Source organism: Streptomyces sp. NPDC046876 (assembly GCF_040645035.1).
GTDB lineage: Bacteria > Actinomycetota > Actinomycetes > Streptomycetales > Streptomycetaceae > Streptomyces.
In genome coordinates this window covers 50666-68647 of sequence record NZ_JBEYXK010000025.1, presented here as the reverse complement: position 1 = coordinate 68647, position 17982 = coordinate 50666, and the positions used below count along the sequence as shown (strand labels likewise).

Below are 17982 nucleotides of genomic sequence, written 5' to 3'. Positions count from 1 at the left end.
AGCGCCTGGGAGGTACCCCCAGCCGGGTGGGGTGCCATGCTCGCGGCAAGACGCAGTGGTTAAGTGTCCCTCACGCATGTGTGTGATCGCGAAAGGGGCTGGTCCGAGGTGCCATTGGTCAAGACGTGGCAGCTCATCGCGGGGTCGACCGTTGCCGGTCTCGCCCTGTCGGTGGCGGCGGTTTCCGCCGCCGGTCCTTGGGACTCCGGCCAGCGTAAGGCCGAGCGGGACCGGGCCGCCTCCTGGGGCCTGACGGGTGGCGCAGATCACGGCGCCGGCCCGCTGCCGCAGGCCGCGCCGAGCGCTCCCGGCGTGCTCGCCGGGATCGGGCCGGGCGCGCCGCGCCAGGCCGCGGCCGCCGACGGAGCTGCAGGTTCCGCGAAGCTGGCCGAGCTGCTGCGGCCCCTGCTGGCCGATCCCGCGCTCGGCAGCGTCCGTACGGCCTCGGTCGTGGACGCCGCGACCGGGCAGGTGCTCTACGAGTCCGGGCCGCACGAGCCGATGACCCCGGCCTCCACCATCAAGATCGCCACTGCGGCGGCCGCCCTCGCCGCGCTCGGCCCCGAGCACCGCATCCGCACCACCGTGGCGGCCGGCCCGGCGCCCGGCCAGATCGTCCTGGTCGGCGGCGGCGACCCCTCCCTGACCGCCAAGAAGAAGAGCCCCGCCGGGTCCGGCGGCAGCCTCGTCGCGCTCGCCGCCGACACCGCCCAGGCCCTCAAGGCCGCCGGCACCGACAGCGTCACCCTCGGCTACGACGACTCCCTCTACACCGGAGCCGCCCGCCACCCGATCGGCGTCAACGCCAACATCGCCCTCGTCACGCCCCTGGCCGCCGACGAGGGCCGCCCCGACGACTCCACCTCCGGCCCCGTGGACCGGGTCGAGGACCCGGCCGCCGAGACCGCCGCCGCCTTCGCCGCCCTGCTGAAGGAGCGCGGCATCAAGGTCACCGCCGACCCGGCGAGGGCGAAGCCCGCCCCGGGCGCCCCGCCGCTCGCCGCCACCCTGTCCACGCCGGTCGCCGGCCTCGTCGAGCGGATGCTGACCAACAGCGACAACGACATCGCCGAGGCCCTCGCCCGGCAGACCGCCCTCGCCTCGGGGCAGCCCGCCAGCTTCGAGGGCGCCGAGAAGGCCGTCACGGACCGCCTCGCCGCTCTCGGCGTCGAGGTGGCCGGCTCCCGCTTCGCCGACGGCAGCGGCCTGAACCGCGCCGACAAGGTCAGCAGCGGCCTGCTCACCGGCCTCCTGGCCCGGGCCGCCGACCCCCGCCACCCCGAGCTGCGGCCCGTCCTCACCGGGCTGCCCGTGGCCGGCTTCACCGGGACCCTGCGCGCCCGCAACGCCGGCAGCTCCCCGGCCGCCGGCCTGGTCCGGGCCAAGACGGGCACCCTGACCGGGGTGAACTCCCTCTCCGGCACGGTCGTGGACCCCTCCGGGCGATTGCTCGCCTTCGCCTTCCTGACCGCGAACGCACCCGACGGAGGAGCCGCCGAGAAGGGGCTGGACAAGCTCGCGGCAGCCGTGGCCGGCGCGCCGCGCTGAGGCGCGGGCCGACCGGGGCGTCCACAGGGGATCCGCATCCGCGCTGGTCCACGTACCGTTGACGCATGACGAGCATCGGTGGTGCGGAGATGGTCGACTGGAACCTCGCGGTGGCGACCGCGATCCGGCTGGTCCGGCCGGGTCCGGAGGTCAGCCGCGACGAGGCCCGGGCCGTGGTCGCGGAGCTGCGCAGGCATGCCAGGACCTCCGAGCGCCACGTCCGCGAGTTCACCCGGATGATCCCCGAGGGCGCCGCCGTCGCCGATACGCCCGTCCTCGTCGTCGACCGGCCCGGCTGGGTCCGGGCCAACGTGGCCGGGTTCCGCGAGCTCCTCGCGCCGCTGCTCGGCAAGATGCAGGAGCGCCGCGCGGGCACCCCCGGCGCGGCCGTCTTCGGCGCGGTCGGCGGCAAGGTCACCGGCGTCGAGCTCGGCATGCTGCTGAGCTTCCTCGCCTCCCGCGTGCTCGGCCAGTACGAGACCTTCGCCCCGCTCGGCGGGGACCTGCCGGGCTCGCCCGCGGGCGGCGGCCGGCTGCTGCTCGTCGCGCCCAACATCGTCCACGTCGAGCGCGAGCTGGAGGTCCACCCGCACGACTTCCGGCTGTGGGTCTGCCTCCACGAGGAGACGCACCGCACCCAGTTCACCGCCGTCCCGTGGCTGCGCGACCACCTCGAGGGCGAGATCCAGACCTTCCTCGGCGCCACCGAGATGGACCCGGCGACCATCCTCGAACGCCTGCGCGAGGCCGTCCAGTCCTGGGCCGGCGCCCGCCCCGACTCCGAGCAGGGCGACGAGGGCCGCTCCCTCGTCGAGCTCGTCCAGACCCCCGAGCAGCGCGAGGTCCTCGGCCGCCTCACCGCCGTCATGTCCCTGCTCGAAGGACACGCCGACTTCGTGATGGACGGCGTCGGCCCCGAGGTCGTGCCCTCCGTCGCCGAGATCCGCGAGAAGTTCCAGCAGCGCCGGGTCAGCGGTGCGGGCCGCCTCGACGCCGCCCTGCGCAAGCTGCTCGGCCTCGACGCCAAGCTGCGCCAGTACCGCGACGGGGAGCGCTTCGTGCGCGCCGTCGTCGGCCAGGTCGGCATGGAGGGCTTCAACCGGGTGTGGACGTCCCCGAACACGCTGCCCACCAAGGCCGAGATCGCGCGGCCCGCGGACTGGGTGGCCCGCGTGCACCGCAGGGGGAGCGAACCGAGCGAAGGGGAGTGACCCAGGGGGCGTAAACATGTCTCACTGGGGGAAGAAGCGTCACCCGTCCGAGGGACCGTGGGGCGTGGAAGGGCGTGCGATGCTCAGGGAACGGCTCGGTTCTGTCACCATCGACGCACTCTGAGTGACAACCCCCTCTCGCAGGGGCAGTGCCGAGCCTCCGAAGCCTTCAGAGGCATCCGAACTCCACCGAAGGGCACCGGACATGGGTCCCCATCCTGCGGTCGCGGCGATACGCCTGGCGGTCCGCCGCGTTCTCCACGACGTCCTGACCGACCTCACCGAACGACCCGCTGCCGAACGGCCCGCCGCCGGCCGCGGCGCCGCTGCGGAGGGGGCCCCGCCGCTGGTCCTCGTCGCCTGCTCCGGCGGTGCGGACTCCATGGCCCTGGCCTCCGCCCTCGCCTTCGAGGCGCCCAAGCTCGGCATCCGGGCGGGCGGCATCACCGTCGACCACGGCCTCCAGGCGGGCTCCGACCTGCGCGCCGCCGAGGTCGTCACCCGCATGACCGCACTCCGCCTCGACCCGGTGGAGTCCGTCGCCGTGCGCGTCGGCCGCGACGGCGGACCCGAGGCCGCCGCCCGCGACGCCCGCTACGCCGCCCTGGACGAGGCCGCCGACCGGCTCGGCGCCGCGGCCGTGCTGCTCGGCCACACCCGGGACGATCAAGCCGAAACCGTCCTGCTGGGCCTCGCCCGCGGCTCCGGCATCCGCTCCCTGTCCGGCATGGCCGAAGTCTCCGGCGCCACCGGGCGCACCCACCGCTACCGCCGCCCCTTCCTCCAGATCGACCGGCAGACCGCCCGCAAGGCCTGCATGGTCCAGTCCCTGCCCGTCTGGGACGACCCGCACAACACCGACCCCGCCTACACCCGCTCCCGGCTCCGCCACGAGGGACTGCCCGCCCTCGAGAAGGCGCTGGGCAAGGGGGTCGTCGAGGCGCTGGCCCGCACCGCCCAGCTCTCCCGCGACGACGCCGACGCACTCGACGCCTGGGCCGCCGAGGCCGAGGCCGGCGTGACGGACGCGGACGGCCGCCTGGAGTGCGCCAAGCTCTACGCCCTGCCCCCCGCCGTCCGCCGGCGCGTCCTGCGCCGCGCCGTCGTCGCCGCAGGCTCCCCCGCAGGCTCCCTCTTCGCCCGCCACATCGAGGAAGTCGACCGGCTCATCACCGGATGGCGCGGTCAGGGGGCCATCAACCTGCCCGGCCGGGTCGAGGCCCAGCGCCAGGGTGGCAGACTTGTCATCCGGCAGGGCTGATTGGTGCTGAAACACGGCTGAGTCCTCCGGGGGCACCCCCGGAGTCCCGGCCGACAACGAAAGTGATGCGGGTGGACGAGAAGGACATGGGCAACGACCTGGCGTCGGTGCTCATCACCAAGGAAGAGATCGACGCGAAGCTGGCCGAGCTGGCCGCGAAGATCGACGCGGAGTACGCGGGCAAGGACCTGCTCATCGTCGGCGTCCTCAAGGGCGCCGTGATGGTGATGGCGGACCTGGCGCGCGCCTTGTCCACCCCGCTCACCATGGACTGGATGGCGGTGTCCTCCTACGGCGCCGGGACCCAGTCCTCCGGCGTGGTGCGGATCCTCAAGGACCTCGACACCGACATCAAGGACAAGCACGTCCTGATCGTCGAGGACATCATCGACTCGGGCCTGACCCTGTCCTGGCTGCTGTCGAACCTGGGCTCCCGCCAGCCGGCCTCCCTCGAGGTCGTCACGCTGCTGCGCAAGCCCGACGCCGCGAAGGTCGCCATCGACGTGAAGTGGGTCGGCTTCGACATCCCGAACGAGTTCGTCGTCGGCTACGGCCTCGACTACGCGGAGAAGTACCGCAACCTGCCGTTCGTCGGCACCCTCGCCCCGCACGTCTACGGCGGCTGACGCACGCCGTGCCCGGGGGTCCCGATCGGGGCCCCCGCAGGGGAACCCTGGAACGCTTCCCGCCGTTGGAGCAGGGGAAAGCAGTTCTGTCAGCCGTCCCACGGGGCCGCGGGTGACAATACAGGGGTAGATTCCGAAGAACAGTCCGAAGAACAGTCCGAAGAACAGTCTTTACTCGCAGCAGCATTTACCTACGGGCAGGAGGGACGGGGCGCCCGGCGCCCCGTATGGATGGACGTGAAGCGATACTTCCGTGGGCCGGTCATGTGGATCGTGCTGGCCGTCCTCGCCGTGGTCGTGTTGATGAATGTCGTCGGCGGTGGCGGCGGCTACAAGTCGGTGGACACCAGCGAGGTCATCAAGGCGATCAACAGTGGCCAGGTCGAGCAGGCGCGCCTGACCACCGGCGACAGCCAGATGATCAAGATTGACCTCAAGAAGAACGAGAAGCTCGGCGAGAAGTCGGGCTCGAAGTTCCAGGCCAACTACATCGGGGACCAGGGCGTCCAGCTCGCCCAGAACCTCCAGACCAAGTACGAGGCCGGCCAGATCCCCGGCGGGTACGAGGTCGCCCCGGACAAGACCAGCCCGTTCCTGAGCGTGCTGCTCTCTCTCCTGCCCTTCGTCCTCATCGTGGTCGTCTTCCTGTTCCTGATGAACCAGATGCAGGGCGGCGGCTCCCGGGTGATGAACTTCGGCAAGTCCAAGGCCAAGCTCATCACCAAGGACACCCCGAAGACGACGTTCGCCGACGTCGCCGGCTCGGACGAGGCCGTCGAGGAGCTCCACGAGATCAAGGAGTTCCTCCAGGAGCCGGCGAAGTTCCAGGCCGTGGGCGCCAAGATCCCCAAGGGCGTGCTCCTGTACGGCCCGCCCGGCACCGGCAAGACCCTGCTGGCGCGCGCCGTCGCCGGCGAGGCCGGCGTCCCGTTCTACTCGATCTCCGGTTCCGACTTCGTCGAGATGTTCGTCGGTGTCGGCGCCTCCCGCGTCCGCGACCTGTTCGAGCAGGCCAAGGCGAACGCCCCGGCGATCGTCTTCGTCGACGAGATCGACGCCGTCGGCCGGCACCGCGGTGCGGGCCTCGGCGGCGGGCACGACGAGCGCGAGCAGACCCTGAACCAGCTCCTCGTCGAGATGGACGGCTTCGACGTGAAGGGCGGCGTCATCCTGATCGCCGCCACGAACCGTCCGGACATCCTCGACCCGGCGCTGCTGCGCCCGGGCCGCTTCGACCGGCAGATCGCGGTCGACCGCCCGGACATGCAGGGCCGTCTGGAGATCCTCAAGGTCCACCAGAAGGGCAAGCCGGTCGCCCCGGACGTCGACCTCGCGGCCGTCGCCCGGCGCACCCCCGGCTTCACCGGTGCCGATCTGTCCAACGTGCTGAACGAGGCGGCCCTGCTGACCGCCCGCTCGGACCGGAAGCTGATCGACAACCACATGCTCGACGAGGCGATCGACCGCGTCGTGGCGGGCCCGCAGAAGCGGACCCGGATCATGTCGGACCGCGAGAAGAAGATCACCGCGTACCACGAGGGCGGCCACGCCCTGGTCGCGGCGGCCTCGCCGAACTCGGACCCGGTCCACAAGATCACGATCCTGTCCCGCGGCCGGGCCCTGGGCTACACCATGGTCCTGCCCGACGAGGACAAGTACTCGACCACGCGCAACGAGATGCTCGACCAGCTCGCGTACATGCTGGGCGGCCGCGCGGCCGAGGAACTGGTCTTCCACGACCCGACCACGGGCGCCGCGAACGACATCGAGAAGGCCACGGCCACGGCCCGCGCGATGGTCACGCAGTACGGCATGACCGAGCGCCTCGGCGCGATCAAGTTCGGCGGGGACAACACCGAGCCGTTCCTGGGCCGCGAGATGTCGCACCCGCGGGACTACTCGGAAGAGGTCGCGGCGCTGGTCGACGAAGAGGTCAAGAAGCTCATCGAGACCGCGCACAACGAGGCCTGGGAGATCCTGGTCGAGAACCGCGACGTGCTCGACAACCTGGTCCTGGCCCTCCTGGAGAAGGAGACGCTGGGCAAGGAGGAGATCGCCGAGATCTTCTCGACGGTCGTCAAGCGCCCGGCCCGCCCCGCGTGGACCGGCTCCGCGCACCGCACCCCGTCGACCCGCCCGCCGGTGCTCTCGCCCAAGGAGCTCCAGCTGACGAACTCGGCGAACGGCACCTCCGCGGCCGCCGCGTCGGCCGTGTCGGTGGAGAAGGACCCCGCCCCGGAGGACCGCGCCGAGTAGCAGGCGGCCGGCACCGGGCCCGGAATGAATGCCGCGCCCCCCAGGTTCTAGCCTGGGGGGCGCGGCATTTTCGTATGCCCGTGTGAGCGCAGACAGGAACGAGGCACAGATGACCGACCCAGTGACCCTGGACGGCGAGGGCACGATCGGCGTGTTCGACGAGAAGCGGGCCGAGGCCGCCGTTCGAGAGCTCCTCATCGCGGTCGGCGAGGACCCGGACCGCGAGGGCCTTCTGGAGACGCCGGCGCGCGTGGCCCGGGCGTACCGGGAGATCCTCGCGGGACTGTGGCAGAAGCCCGAGGACGTCCTGACGACGACGTTCGACCTCGGACACGACGAGATGGTCCTCGTGAAGGACATCGAGATCGTGAGCCTCTGTGAGCACCACCTGCTCCCGTTCCACGGTGTCGCCCACGTCGGCTACATCCCGGCGGAGAGCGGCAAGATCACCGGGCTGTCGAAGCTGGCCCGCCTGGTCGAGGTGTTCGCGCGGCGTCCGCAGGTGCAGGAGCGGCTGACGACGCAGATCGCCGACTCCCTGATGGAGATCCTGGAGGCGCGTGGCGCGATCGTCGTCGTCGAGGCCGAGCACATGTGCATGTCGGTCCGCGGCATCCGCAAGCCGGGCGCGAAGACCACCACCTCGGCGGTCCGGGGCCAGCTGCGCGCCACGGCCACCCGCAACGAGGCGATGAGCCTGATAATGGCCCGCTGACGGTGGCTCCGGGGGGAGCCTCGGGCCAGGCGGCGGCCGAGCCGGTCTGGGAGCCGCTGAGCGAGGACGTGCGCCGCACCCTGGAGCTGGTCCTGCGCGAGGACACCGAGGCCCACCGCGCCTACCGGGCGCAGCTGCCGTACACGCGGATGGCGCCGGGCTGCACCTGCCCGTGCGGGAGCGTGTACCTGGAAGTGGACGAAGGGGCCGCCCCGCCGGCGGTGCCGGGCGAGGACGGCCCGGTGGTGGCGTCCCGGCTGGTGCGGGCGCCCTCCGGCCGGCTGCTCGGCGAAGCGCTCGTCTTCGCCTGGGGCGGGGAGTACCTGACCGAGCTGGAGCTCGCCCTCTGGGAGGACGCGAACCTGCTGGGTCGCCCGCTGTGGCAGCAGCTCCTCCCCGACGGCGAAGAGCCGGCCTAGGCGCGGGCCGGGGACTGGGGGGTGGTGTCGTCGTCCTCGGGGAGTTTCAGGACGTGTTCCAGGAAGAGGGCGGCGGCGATGACCGCCGCGCCGGCCAGGACCGAGAAGCCGGCGTACCAGGCCTGGTCCCGGCGGGCCGGTACGTCCAGGCCATCGGCCAGCAGGAAGACGCCCACGCCTCCGTACAGCCCCGCCACGAGGGCCGCCACCAGGGCGCTGGACTGGGCGAAGACGACCGCGCGGGCCGCCATCAGCGGCTCCACGCCCTTGGCCCCGGGGCGCCGCTCGCGCTGGGCCTTGAGGCGGGCGCGCAGCGAGAGGGCCGTGGCCAGCAGGACGACCGCGATGGCGCCCAGTACGACGGGCGCGAACAGCGGGATGCCCGGCAGCGTCCCGTACGCGTTCCACAGGCGGGCCCCCGCCCAGGACAGCACTCCGGCCACGGCGAAGATCCCGGCCAGGACCGCCGGCCTCAGTTGCTTCACGTCCCCGTTCCCCGCTTCCTGCATCGTGTGTGGTCCGCAGACCACACGCTAACGATTACTCGGGGAGGCGGAGTTCCAGGTCGGGGCGCGGCGTGACGCCGGCGAGGCCGATTCCGGCCAGGAGGGTGGCGACGGGGCCGCGGCCGGGGATCTCGGCCTCGGGGTCGACGTCGTTCCACGGGGCCAGCACGAAGGCGCGCTCGTGGGCCCGGGGGTGCGGGAGGGTGAGGACCGGGTCGGCGGAGACCACGTCGGCGTACGACACGATGTCGACGTCGATGGTGCGCGGGCCCCAGCGCTCCTCGCGGACGCGGTCGAAGGCCTCCTCGATGGCGTGGCCGCGCTCCAGCAGGGAGGACGGCGGCAGGGTGGTCTTCACCAGCGCCACCGCGTTGAGGTACGAGGGCTGCGAGCCGGGCTCGACGCCCCACGGCTCGGTCTCGTAGACCGGCGAGACGGCCTTGACCCGCACGCCGGGGGTGTCGCCGAGGGCGTCGACGGCGCCCTGGAGGGTGTCCATGCGGTTGCCGAGGTTCGAGCCGAGCGCGATCACGGCCCACTTGGGGTTGGAGAGCGTGACGTCGGCCGCGTCGACCGCCTCGACGACGGATGCGGGGACGGGCTGGACGGTGGGGTCGCTCTGGGCGTGCTGTTCGTTGTTCACGCGCGGCTCCGGGTGATCGTGATGGTCACGTCGTCGAAGGGGACGGTGATGGGGGCGTCCGGCTTGTGCACGACGACCTCCACCTCGGCGACCGCTTCGTGCTTCAGGCACTGCTGGGCGATCCGCTCGGCCAGCGTCTCGATCAGGTCCACGGGCTCGCCCTGCACCACGTCCACGACCTCCTCGGCGACGACGCCGTAATGGACGGTCTTCGCCAGGTCGTCGTCCGCGGCGGCGGGGCGCGAGTCGATGTGCAGCACGAGGTCGACGATGAAAGTCTGGCCCTCCTCGCGCTCCCGGGGGAAGACGCCGTGGTGCCCGCGAGCCTTGAGGCCGCGCAGCGCGACACGATCCACGCGAATCACTCCTGCTTTCGTAGGTGCATCCGGTCCGGGACTCCCCGGATCCATGGTCCTGCGCCGAGTGCGGTCGGCGTCGTCCGCCTTCGAATCTACCTGCGAAAGGGGCCGGACCTCGTCGGAGGGGTCAGCCGGAGGCCTCTTCCTCGTCCTCGTCGGACTCGGTCAGCACGGGAGAACCGTGGTGGGACCACAGGCGCCAGCCGTCGGATGTGCGGATGAACACATTCGTGGCGACGACCAGCTGGCCGACGAGCGGGCCGAGCTCTCCGCCGTCCTCGGCGGGGCCCCCGCTGAGGATGTTCTCGGTGCACGTGACCAGGGCGGTGTCGCCGAGGACGCTGACTTTGGTGTCGGTCAGGAAGAACTGGATGTAGTCCGTGTGGGACATGATCAGCGCGTACGAGCGCAGCACCTCGCCGCGGCCCGTGAGCACGGGCCAGCCGGGGTGCACGCAGGAGATCTCGTCCTCGAGCCAGAGCGCTGACAGCGCGTCGAAGTCCCCCTGCTCCATGGCCTCGTAGAAGGCCGTGTTGGCCCCTTCGACGGCTTCGATGTCGCTTCGGCTCACCATGCCCCTTCCCTGGCGGTACGGGCCCGGGATGCGGGCCGGGTCACAGAGCCCCTTCCACCGCGCGGGCCACCCGAACCGCGTCGGCCGTGGCCCGTACCTCGTGGACCCGTACGGCCCAGGCGCCCTGGTGGGCGGCGATGGCGGAGACGGCGGCGGTGGCGGCGTCGCGCTCGCGGGCCGGCGGCAGGGTGGCGGCGGCTGCGCCGGCCAGGACCCGGCCGAGGAAGCGCTTGCGCGAGGCGGCGACCAGCAGTGGGAAGCCGAGGGCGCGCAGCTCGGGGAGGTGGGCGACCAGGGCGAGGTCGTGCTCGGCGTTCTTGGCGAAGCCGAGGCCGGGGTCGACGATGATGCGCTCGGGGGCGATCCCGCCGGCGGTGACCGCGTCGATGCGGGTGCGCAGCTCGGCGGTGACCTCGGCGAGGACGTCGCCGTAGACGGCGAGGCGGTTCATGTCGGCGCTGAAGCCGCGCCAGTGCATGACCACGAACGGGACCTCGGCGGCGGCCACGGCCGGGATCATGCCGGGGTCGGCGAGCCCGCCGCTGACGTCGTTGACCAGGGCGGCTCCGGCGGCGACCGCCCGGTCCGCGACGGAGGCGCGCATGGTGTCGACGGAGACGGTGACGCCCTCGGAGGCGAGGCCCCGGACCACGGGGACGACGCGGCGCAGCTCCTCCTCCTCGTCGACGCGGGTCGCGCCGGGGCGGGTGGACTCGCCGCCGACGTCGACGAGGTCGGCGCCCTGGGCGACGAGGTCGAGGCCGCGCTTGACGGCGGCGGTGGTGTCGAACCAGCGGCCCCCGTCGGAGAAGGAGTCGGGCGTGACGTTGACGACGCCCATGACCCCGCAGCGGTCCCATTCCGGCAGGCCTGCGATCCGGCCCCTGCCGGCGGCCCCGTGCGTGTTGTTCATGGTCCCAGGGTAGGGCTGCCCGGATGCGGCAGGGCCCCGGCGGCCTGTCGGCTGCCGGGGCCCTGCGCGGTGCGTGTGTGTGCGTGCGTCCTTCGTATACCGGTGGCCGCGCCCGTCAGGCGGCCCGGACCTCGCGCTGCTCGGCCGACGCCTGGGCCGGTACGGCGGCGCTCAGGTGGGTGTGGGCGCAGGCGCGGGCCGGCTTGGGTCCGCGGCGGCTCGCGAACAGCCGGGGCAGGGCCAGGGTGACGAAGCCCTCGGCCTGCATGGCGGCGAAGCCGATGCGGGGCAGGTCGCGGGTGGTGCGGAAGACGACGAAGCGGGGCTCCCAGCGGGGGCGGAACTTCGCGTTGAACTTGTACAGCGACTCGATCTGGAACCAGCGGGACAGGAAGACCAGCAGGCTGCGCCAGGCGCGCAGGACCGGGCCGGCGCCGATCTTCTCGCCGCGGGCGAGGGCGGAGCGGAACATCGCGAAGTTCAGCGAGACGTGCTCGATGCCCAGGCCGGGGGCGGCCTCCAGGGAGGCGACGATCAGCAGCTCGTTCATGCCGGGGTCGGCTGCGCGGTCGCGGCGCATGAGCTCCAGCGACATGCCGTCCTTGCCCCAGGGCACGAAGTGCTGGATGGCCTTGAGGTCGCCGAAGGGGCTGGTGTCGCCCTCCTCGGTGCGGTGGGCGGTGGCGATGATGCAGTCGCCGTCGTCGGGGTCGCCGACGCGGCCCAGGGCCATGGAGAAGCCGCGCTCGGTGTCGGTGCCGCGCCAGGCCTCGGCGGCGCCGCGGACCTGCTCCAGCTCCTCCTCGGTCAGGTCGGCGACGCGGCGGACCTTGGTGGTGTAGCCGTTGCGCTCGATGCGCTTGACCATCTGGCGGACGTTGCGCATGGGGCGGCCGGTCAGCGAGAAGTCTTTGACGTCGACGATCGCCTCGTCGCCGAGCTCGAGGGCGTCCAGGCCGGTCTCCCGGGTCCAGACCTCGCCGCCGGTCTCGCTGCAGCCCATGACGGCCGGGGTCCAGGAGTGGGCCTTGGCCTCGGCCATGAACCGCTCGATGGCGCCGGGCCAGGCCTCGACGTCGCCGATCGGGTCGCCGGAGGCGAGCATCACGCCGGAGACGACGCGGTAGGTGACGGCGGCCTTGCCGCTGGGGGAGAAGACGACGGCCTTGTCGCGGCGCAGCGCGAAGTGGCCGAGGGAGTCGCGGGCGCCGTGCTTGGCGAGCAGCTCGCGCAGCTTGGCCTCGTCGTCGGCGGTGAGGCGGGCGGCCGGGTGCTCGGGGCGCAGCGCCAGGTAGGCGGTGGTGAGCGCGGTCAGCAGGCCGAGGGCGCCGAGGGAGTAGCCGACGGTCCAGGACACCCGTCCGGCGTAGTCGACCGGGCCCTCGAAGCCGAAGAGGCCGTACACGACGTGGGTGATCTGCTCGTAAATACCCGGATGGCCGACGACACGCCCCGGGTGGGAGTTGACGATGACCAGGCCGAGGCCGATGGAGCCGGCGCTCATCAGCACGAAGTTGGCGAGGGCCTTCCAGCGGCTGCGCGGGTCGGGCAGCGCCTTGAACTCGCCGTGGTGGCGGACGAGCAGTGCGAGCAGGAGGGCGGCGATGACCACGCCGATGACGGAGTGCCGGTACGTGAACTGCGCCACCGCGCCCGCGGGCAGCAGAACGACGGCGGCCCGCCAGGCGCGGCGCTTGCGGCGCTTGAGGCCGTGGGCGAGCAGGAGCAGCAGGACGCCCGCGCTGATCGACAGGGCGGCCGCGAAGGGGCCCAGCGAGCCGGGCAGCACCTCGGTCAGGGCGTGGATCCGGCTGTGCCGGAAGCGCGGGAAGACGCCCGCCGCGACGTCGAGGAGGCCGACGACCATGGCGGCCGTGCCGACCAGGGTCGGCACCGCCTCCGGTCGTGGCCCTCGGAAGATTCGGCGCACCCCGCTCGGAACCTGTCCCGACTTATCGCCATCTATCCTGCTAGACATCGCTTTCCCGTTGCTCCGCGAGAGATCATGTGGCCGAAGGCCGCGACAGCCTCCGGAGTGTGGTGCGTCCACTAGGACGACACCGGGGCCGAGCGGGTTCACTCTTCCGCCCAGAAAAACTAGCCCTGCCATCAGAAAGTCGACTGACTGCTCATGGGTCTCACCAGTAATACGGTTCTGGCGCTGGCCGTCGCCGCCGGTGTGCTGCTGTTCGCAGCCACGGTGTGGTTGTGGCCCCGGCTCTCGGGCCGCACCTGGCGTGCGCTGCTCGGCCGGATCGGCCTCCTGCTCGCGACGCAGCTGGCGGTCTTCGCAGCAGTGGGCCTGGCGGCGAACCAGTCGTTCTCCTTCTACGGCTCATGGGCAGACCTGTTCGGCCAGGAGACGTCGGTCGGCAAGGTCGTCGACCACTCGATGAGCAGCAAGGACATCAAGGTCGTCGACAAGCAGAAGCTCGACGTTCCGGGCGGCGCCCAGCCCCAGGTGGGCGGGCAGATCCTGAAGGTTGCCATAACCGGCGAGAAGTCGAAAATAACGAGCCCCGGCTACGTGTGGCTCCCGCCGGAGTACTTCCAGCCCCAGCACAAGGACAAGACGTTCCCGGCGTCGATCGTGCTGACCGGCTACCCGGGCACCGCGGAGAACCTGATCAAAGGGCTGAACTACCCGATGACGGCCTTCAAGCAGGCCAAGGCGGGCAAGATGAAGCCGATGATCCTGGTCATGCTGCGCCCGACGGTCGCGCCGCCGCGCGACACCGAATGCGTGGACATACCCGGTGGCCCGCAGACGGAGACCTTCTTCGCGCAGGACCTGCCGCAGGCCATCCAGAGCACGTTCCGCGTCGGCAAGAAGGCCCAGAACATGGGCTTCATCGGGAACTCCACGGGCGGCTACTGCGCCCTGAAGATCGCCGCGCACTACCCGCAGACCTTCGGCGCCGCCGTGGGTCTGTCGGCGTACTTCGACGCCGCGAACGACGCCACGACGGGCAACCTGTTCATGGGCGACGACAAGCTGAAGAAGCGCGCCGACGTGCTGTACAGCATGGAGCACAAGAAGCCGAGCGGCACCTCGTTCCTGGTGACCAGCAGCGAGAAGGGCGAGCCGAACATCACGGACACCCGCAAGTTCATCAAGCTGGTCAAGAGCCCGGACCGGGTCTCGTCGATCATCCTCGACAGCGGCGGCCACAACTTCAACACCTGGCGCCGCGAGATCCCTCCGATGCTGGTGTGGATGAGCAACCGCATCCAGGCCTGACCCGCGCCGGCGCGAGCACGACCACGAGTGGCCGACCCCGAAGGGGGCCGGCCACTCGCTTTTTTGCCGGCCGGTGTCGTCGGTGCCGCCGTTGCCGCCGGTTGCCTCAGGCCTGCTGCTCCTGCGCCCGCCGCAGCGCCCGGTGCACGCCCTCCGGGGTCAGTACGCCGGCCAGCGCGCCGGAGTCGGGGTCCGTGACCCCGATCCGCCCGGAGTCCTCCTGGAGCAGGGTCGCCAGGGCCTCGCGCAGCGACGCCCCGAGCGGCACCGAGACCGCCGGCGGCGCCCCGCCGGCATCGGCCGGGGTGAGGTCGGCGGCCTCGACGGGGGTGACGGCGAGGCGCTTGAGCCCGCGGTCCGCGCCGACGAAGGAGGCGACGTAGTCGGTGGCCGGCGCGCCGAGCACCTCGGCCGGGCGGGCGAACTGCTCGATGGTGCCCTCGCCGTAGACGGCGATGCGGTCGCCGAGCCGGATCGCCTCGTCCAGGTCGTGGGTGACGAGCAGGATCGTCTTGCGCACGGTCCGCTGGAGCGCGAGGAACTCGTTCTGCAGCCGCTCGCGCACCACCGGGTCGACGGCGCCGAACGGCTCGTCCATCAGCAGCACCGGCGGATCGGCGGCCAGCGCACGGGCCACGCCGACGCGCTGGCGCTGCCCGCCGGACAGCTGCTGCGGGTAGCGGCCCCCGTACACGGCCGGGTCCAGTCCGACGAGCTCCAGGAGTTCGGCGGCGCGGGCGCGGGACGCGGCCTTGGAGGTGCCCAGCAGCCGGGGCACGGTCGCGGTGTTCTCCAGGACGGTCTTGTGCGGAAACAGCCCGACCTGCTGGATGACGTACCCGATGCGCCGGCGCAGGGCGACGGGGTCGGCGGCGGCGATGTCCTCGCCGTCGAGCAGGATGCGGCCGGAGGTCGGCTCGATGAGCCGGTTGACCATCTTCATCGTGGTGGTCTTGCCGCAGCCGGACGGGCCGACGAGCGTGACCAGCTCGCCTTCCGCCACCTCGAAGGACAGGTCGTCGACGGCCGTCGTCCCGTCGGGGTAGCGCTTGGTCACATGCTCGAATCGGATCACACCGCCATCCTTCCCTACCCGCGACGCGGAAGTGTGAAGGGAGTGTTGCCCGACTGCGAAGGATTCCGGCCATCGCGGCCGGTGGGGGTTATGGTCGCTCCTGAGAGTGTGTTGTCGGATGCGTGTGCGAACGAACGGCGGGGGGTGGGGACATGGCCGGGCAGAACTGCCTGGTGGCGAACGACTGGCTGTGCTGGCAGTACGTCACCTCCCGCTCCCAGGAGCTGACCGACGCCACCGTCGAGCACGTCTGGATCACCGCCGTCTCGGTGCTCATCGGCCTCGCCGTGTCCCTGCCGCTGGCCCTGCTGGCCCGCCGCGGCCGGCGCTGGGCCGCCCCCGTCCTGGGCGCGACCACGCTCCTCTACACGATCCCCTCGCTCGCCATGTTCTCCCTGCTGCTGCCGCTGTTCGGGCTGTCGGCCTCCCTGGTGGTGACCGGATTGGTGCTGTACTCGCTGACCATCCTGGTCCGCAATGCGATGGCCGGCCTGGACGCGGTCCCCGAGGAGGTGCGCGAGGCCGCGCGCGGCATGGGGTACGGGCCCGGGCGGCTGCTGTGGCAGGTCGAACTGCCCCTGGCGCTGCCCGCGCTGCTCGCCGGGGTGCGCATCGCGACCGTCTCCACGGTGGCCCTGACCACCGTCGGCTCCATCGTCGGCAAGGGCGGCCTCGGCAACCTGATCGGCCCCGGCGTGAACAGCTCCTTCAAGGCCCAGGTGCTCACGGCCTCCGTGCTGTGCGTGCTGCTCGCGCTGGTCGCGGACCTGCTGCTGCTCGGGCTGCAGCGGCTGCTCACGCCGTGGACGCGCGCCGCGGCGGCGGGGACGGGTGGCTGAGCGATGAGCATGGCGGGCGTACTGGGCGGGGCCGGCGACTGGCTGGCGGACGGGTCCAACTGGTCCGGGGAGAGCGGGGTGTGGCACCGCCTCGGCGAGCACGTGTACGTCAGCGGGATCGCCCTCGCGATCGCCTGCGCCGTGGCGCTGCCGGTCGGCCTGTGGCTCGGTCACATCGGCCGCGGCGGCGCGCTCGCGGTGAACCTGTCCAACGCCGGGCGGGCCGTGCCGGTCTTCGCGGTACTGGCCCTGTTCATGGTCTCGCCGCTGCGCAGCGCAGGCTACCTGCCCACCGTGGCGGCGCTGGTGCTCTTCGCGCTGCCGCCGCTGCTGACGAACGCGTACGTCGGCATGCGCGAGGTCGACCGCTCCGTGGTGGAGGCCGCCCGCGGCATGGGCATGTCCGGCGGCCAGCTCTTCCTGCGGGTCGAACTGCCGCTGGCGCGGCCGCTGGTGATGACCGGACTGCGGTCGGCCGCCGTGCAGGTCATCGCCACGGCCACGATCGCGGCGATGGTCGGCCAGGGCGGCCTCGGCCGGATCATCACCGCCGGCTTCAACACGTACAACACGCCGCAGGTCGTCGCGGGCGCCCTGCTCGTGGCGGCGCTGGCCCTGCTGGTCGAGGGGGTCCTCGTGGCGGCGGACCGGCTCTTCCCCCGCCCGGCGGCGCGCTGAGCGCACACCCCTGCCGACCGGCCCGCGGTCGTCCCCCGTTCGCTTCCACTCCTCCGGAGGAGCACAACATGATCACGTCCACGCGCGCCCTCGGTGCGGCCCTGGGGGCGCTGGCCCTCGCCGCCTCGCTCACCGCCTGCGGCGGAGACAGCCTGGAGAAGAGCAAGGACGCCGGGGCCTCCGCGCCCGCGGAATCCGGCTCCGGCTCCGGCAAGGGCAGGCTGGTGATCGGCGCGGCCGGGTTCACCGAGTCCAACGTGCTGGCCGAGCTGTACGCGCAGGTGCTGAAGGACGCGGGCTACAGCACCTCGATCACGACGGTCAACAACCGGGAGCTGTACGAGCCCTCCCTGGAGAAGGGCGAGATCGACATCGTCCCGGAGTACGCGGCGACCCTCGCGGAGTTCCTGAACGCCAAGGTCAACGGGCCGAAGGCGCCCGAGGAGAAGCCGGTGGCCTCCGGCGACGTCGCGGCGACGGTGGCGGGGCTGGAGAAGCTGGCGGGCCCGCTGGGCCTGAAGGCGCTGCCGGCGGGCGCCGCGGTCGACCAGAACGCCTTCGCGGTCTCGAAGGATTTCGCGCAGAAGAACAACATCAAGACCCTTTCCGACCTCGGCAGGTCGGGGCAGAAGGTGAAGATCGCGGCGGGCGACGAGTGCGCCGTACGTCCCTTCTGCGCACCCGGGTTGAAGAAGACGTACGGAATCGACGTCTCCGGCATCGATCCCAAGGGCGTCGGCACCCCGCAGGCCAAGCAGGCCGTCAAGGACGGCGTCGACCAGCTGGTCCTCACCACGACCACCGACGCGACCCTGGACTCCTTCGGACTGGTCCTGCTGGAGGACGACAAGAAGCTCCAGAACGCCGACAACGTCCTTCCGGTCGTCAACGCCAAGGACGCGGCCGACCCGGAGATCGCGGCCGCCCTGGACAAGCTGACCAAGGCGCTCACCACGGCCGACCTGATCGACCTGAACCACCGCGTGGACGCCCTGCGCGAGAAGCCGGCGGACGCCGCGAAGGCCTATCTGAAGGGGAAGGGCCTCCTGAAGCAGTAGAGGTGCCGGGTTTGGGGAGAAACGACGGGTAACTGCCCGGGAACAGATTGCCGGGCGGCC

General features: G+C 72.0%; 18 protein-coding genes. 11 read left to right on the top strand and 7 right to left on the bottom strand.

The features are described 5' to 3' along the window. Positions 1-108: 108 nt before the first annotated feature. From dacB to ABZ924_RS16515, 7 genes are all read left to right on the top strand, one after another. Complete coding sequence (dacB, locus tag ABZ924_RS16545; RefSeq protein ID WP_361909375.1) at positions 109-1548, top strand: D-alanyl-D-alanine carboxypeptidase/D-alanyl-D-alanine-endopeptidase; 1440 nt, start codon at positions 109-111, stop codon at positions 1546-1548. A 65-nt stretch (positions 1549-1613) separates the two neighbouring features. Next, positions 1614-2759, top strand: a complete 1146-nt coding sequence (locus ABZ924_RS16540; RefSeq protein ID WP_361909373.1) for a zinc-dependent metalloprotease — start codon at positions 1614-1616, stop codon at positions 2757-2759. 205 nt (positions 2760-2964) lie between these two features. Beyond that, the gene (gene tilS, locus ABZ924_RS16535; RefSeq protein ID WP_361909370.1) at positions 2965-4020 is read left to right on the top strand and encodes a tRNA lysidine(34) synthetase TilS; all 1056 of its coding nucleotides are present in this window, start codon (positions 2965-2967) and stop codon (positions 4018-4020) included. 65 nt (positions 4021-4085) lie between these two features. After that, positions 4086-4646: a hypoxanthine phosphoribosyltransferase gene (gene hpt / locus ABZ924_RS16530; protein WP_361909368.1), complete on the top strand. Its 561-nt coding sequence runs from the start codon at positions 4086-4088 to the stop codon at positions 4644-4646. Between the two features lie 231 nt (positions 4647-4877). Continuing rightward, positions 4878-6902, top strand: a complete 2025-nt coding sequence (gene ftsH, locus ABZ924_RS16525; protein WP_361909365.1) for an ATP-dependent zinc metalloprotease FtsH — start codon at positions 4878-4880, stop codon at positions 6900-6902. A 109-nt stretch (positions 6903-7011) separates the two neighbouring features. Further along, positions 7012-7617 (top strand): GTP cyclohydrolase I FolE, encoded by a 606-nt coding sequence (gene folE / locus ABZ924_RS16520; protein ID WP_361909362.1) that lies wholly within the window; start codon positions 7012-7014, stop codon positions 7615-7617. 2 nt (positions 7618-7619) lie between these two features. Next, on the top strand, positions 7620-8036 hold the full coding sequence (locus tag ABZ924_RS16515; protein WP_361909360.1) for a hypothetical protein: 417 nt from the start codon (positions 7620-7622) through the stop codon (positions 8034-8036). On the opposite strand, the gene ABZ924_RS16510 is transcribed toward ABZ924_RS16515, so the two are convergent. The 6 genes from ABZ924_RS16510 to ABZ924_RS16485 all read right to left on the bottom strand — a co-directional run bounded on the left by ABZ924_RS16510 (position 8033) and on the right by ABZ924_RS16485 (position 13009). Next, positions 8033-8521 (bottom strand): DUF3180 domain-containing protein, encoded by a 489-nt coding sequence (locus ABZ924_RS16510; RefSeq protein WP_361909357.1) that lies wholly within the window; start codon positions 8519-8521, stop codon positions 8033-8035. The genes ABZ924_RS16515 and ABZ924_RS16510 overlap by 4 nt on opposite strands. A 55-nt stretch (positions 8522-8576) precedes the next feature. After that, positions 8577-9185, bottom strand: coding sequence for a 2-amino-4-hydroxy-6-hydroxymethyldihydropteridine diphosphokinase (gene folK / locus ABZ924_RS16505; RefSeq protein WP_361909354.1), 609 nt, complete (start codon positions 9183-9185; stop codon positions 8577-8579). Next, positions 9182-9541, bottom strand: coding sequence for a dihydroneopterin aldolase (folB, locus tag ABZ924_RS16500; RefSeq protein ID WP_361909351.1), 360 nt, complete (start codon positions 9539-9541; stop codon positions 9182-9184). Before folB ends, folK begins: the two co-directional genes overlap by 4 nt. 130 nt (positions 9542-9671) lie before the next feature. Continuing rightward, positions 9672-10118: a nuclear transport factor 2 family protein gene (locus ABZ924_RS16495; RefSeq protein WP_361909348.1), complete on the bottom strand. Its 447-nt coding sequence runs from the start codon at positions 10116-10118 to the stop codon at positions 9672-9674. Positions 10119-10158: 40 nt separating this feature from the next. After that, positions 10159-11031 carry a dihydropteroate synthase gene (gene folP / locus ABZ924_RS16490; RefSeq protein WP_361909345.1) on the bottom strand — a complete coding sequence of 291 codons (873 nt, stop codon included), beginning with the start codon at positions 11029-11031 and terminating at the stop codon, positions 10159-10161. A gap of 115 nt (positions 11032-11146) precedes the next feature. After that, positions 11147-13009: a phosphatidylglycerol lysyltransferase domain-containing protein gene (locus ABZ924_RS16485; RefSeq protein WP_361909342.1), complete on the bottom strand. Its 1863-nt coding sequence runs from the start codon at positions 13007-13009 to the stop codon at positions 11147-11149. A 153-nt stretch (positions 13010-13162) separates the two neighbouring features. Between ABZ924_RS16485 and ABZ924_RS16480 the strand changes: the two genes are divergently transcribed. Further along, complete coding sequence (locus tag ABZ924_RS16480; RefSeq protein WP_361909339.1) at positions 13163-14272, top strand: alpha/beta hydrolase-fold protein; 1110 nt, start codon at positions 13163-13165, stop codon at positions 14270-14272. Positions 14273-14378: 106 nt separating this feature from the next. Here ABZ924_RS16480 and ABZ924_RS16475 read toward each other — a convergent pair whose 3' ends face one another. Beyond that, the gene (locus tag ABZ924_RS16475) at positions 14379-15347 is read right to left on the bottom strand and encodes an ATP-binding cassette domain-containing protein (RefSeq protein WP_361909336.1); all 969 of its coding nucleotides are present in this window, start codon (positions 15345-15347) and stop codon (positions 14379-14381) included. Positions 15348-15499: 152 nt separating this feature from the next. On the opposite strand from ABZ924_RS16475, the gene ABZ924_RS16470 reads away from it, so the two are divergent. The 3 genes from ABZ924_RS16470 to ABZ924_RS16460 all read left to right on the top strand — a co-directional run bounded on the left by ABZ924_RS16470 (position 15500) and on the right by ABZ924_RS16460 (position 17922). Next, positions 15500-16186: an ABC transporter permease gene (locus ABZ924_RS16470; protein WP_361909333.1), complete on the top strand. Its 687-nt coding sequence runs from the start codon at positions 15500-15502 to the stop codon at positions 16184-16186. 3 nt (positions 16187-16189) lie between these two features. After that, positions 16190-16864, top strand: a complete 675-nt coding sequence (locus ABZ924_RS16465) for an ABC transporter permease (RefSeq protein ID WP_361909330.1) — start codon at positions 16190-16192, stop codon at positions 16862-16864. A gap of 68 nt (positions 16865-16932) precedes the next feature. Next, positions 16933-17922, top strand: a complete 990-nt coding sequence (locus ABZ924_RS16460; RefSeq protein ID WP_361909328.1) for an ABC transporter substrate-binding protein — start codon at positions 16933-16935, stop codon at positions 17920-17922. Positions 17923-17982: the final 60 nt, after the last annotated feature.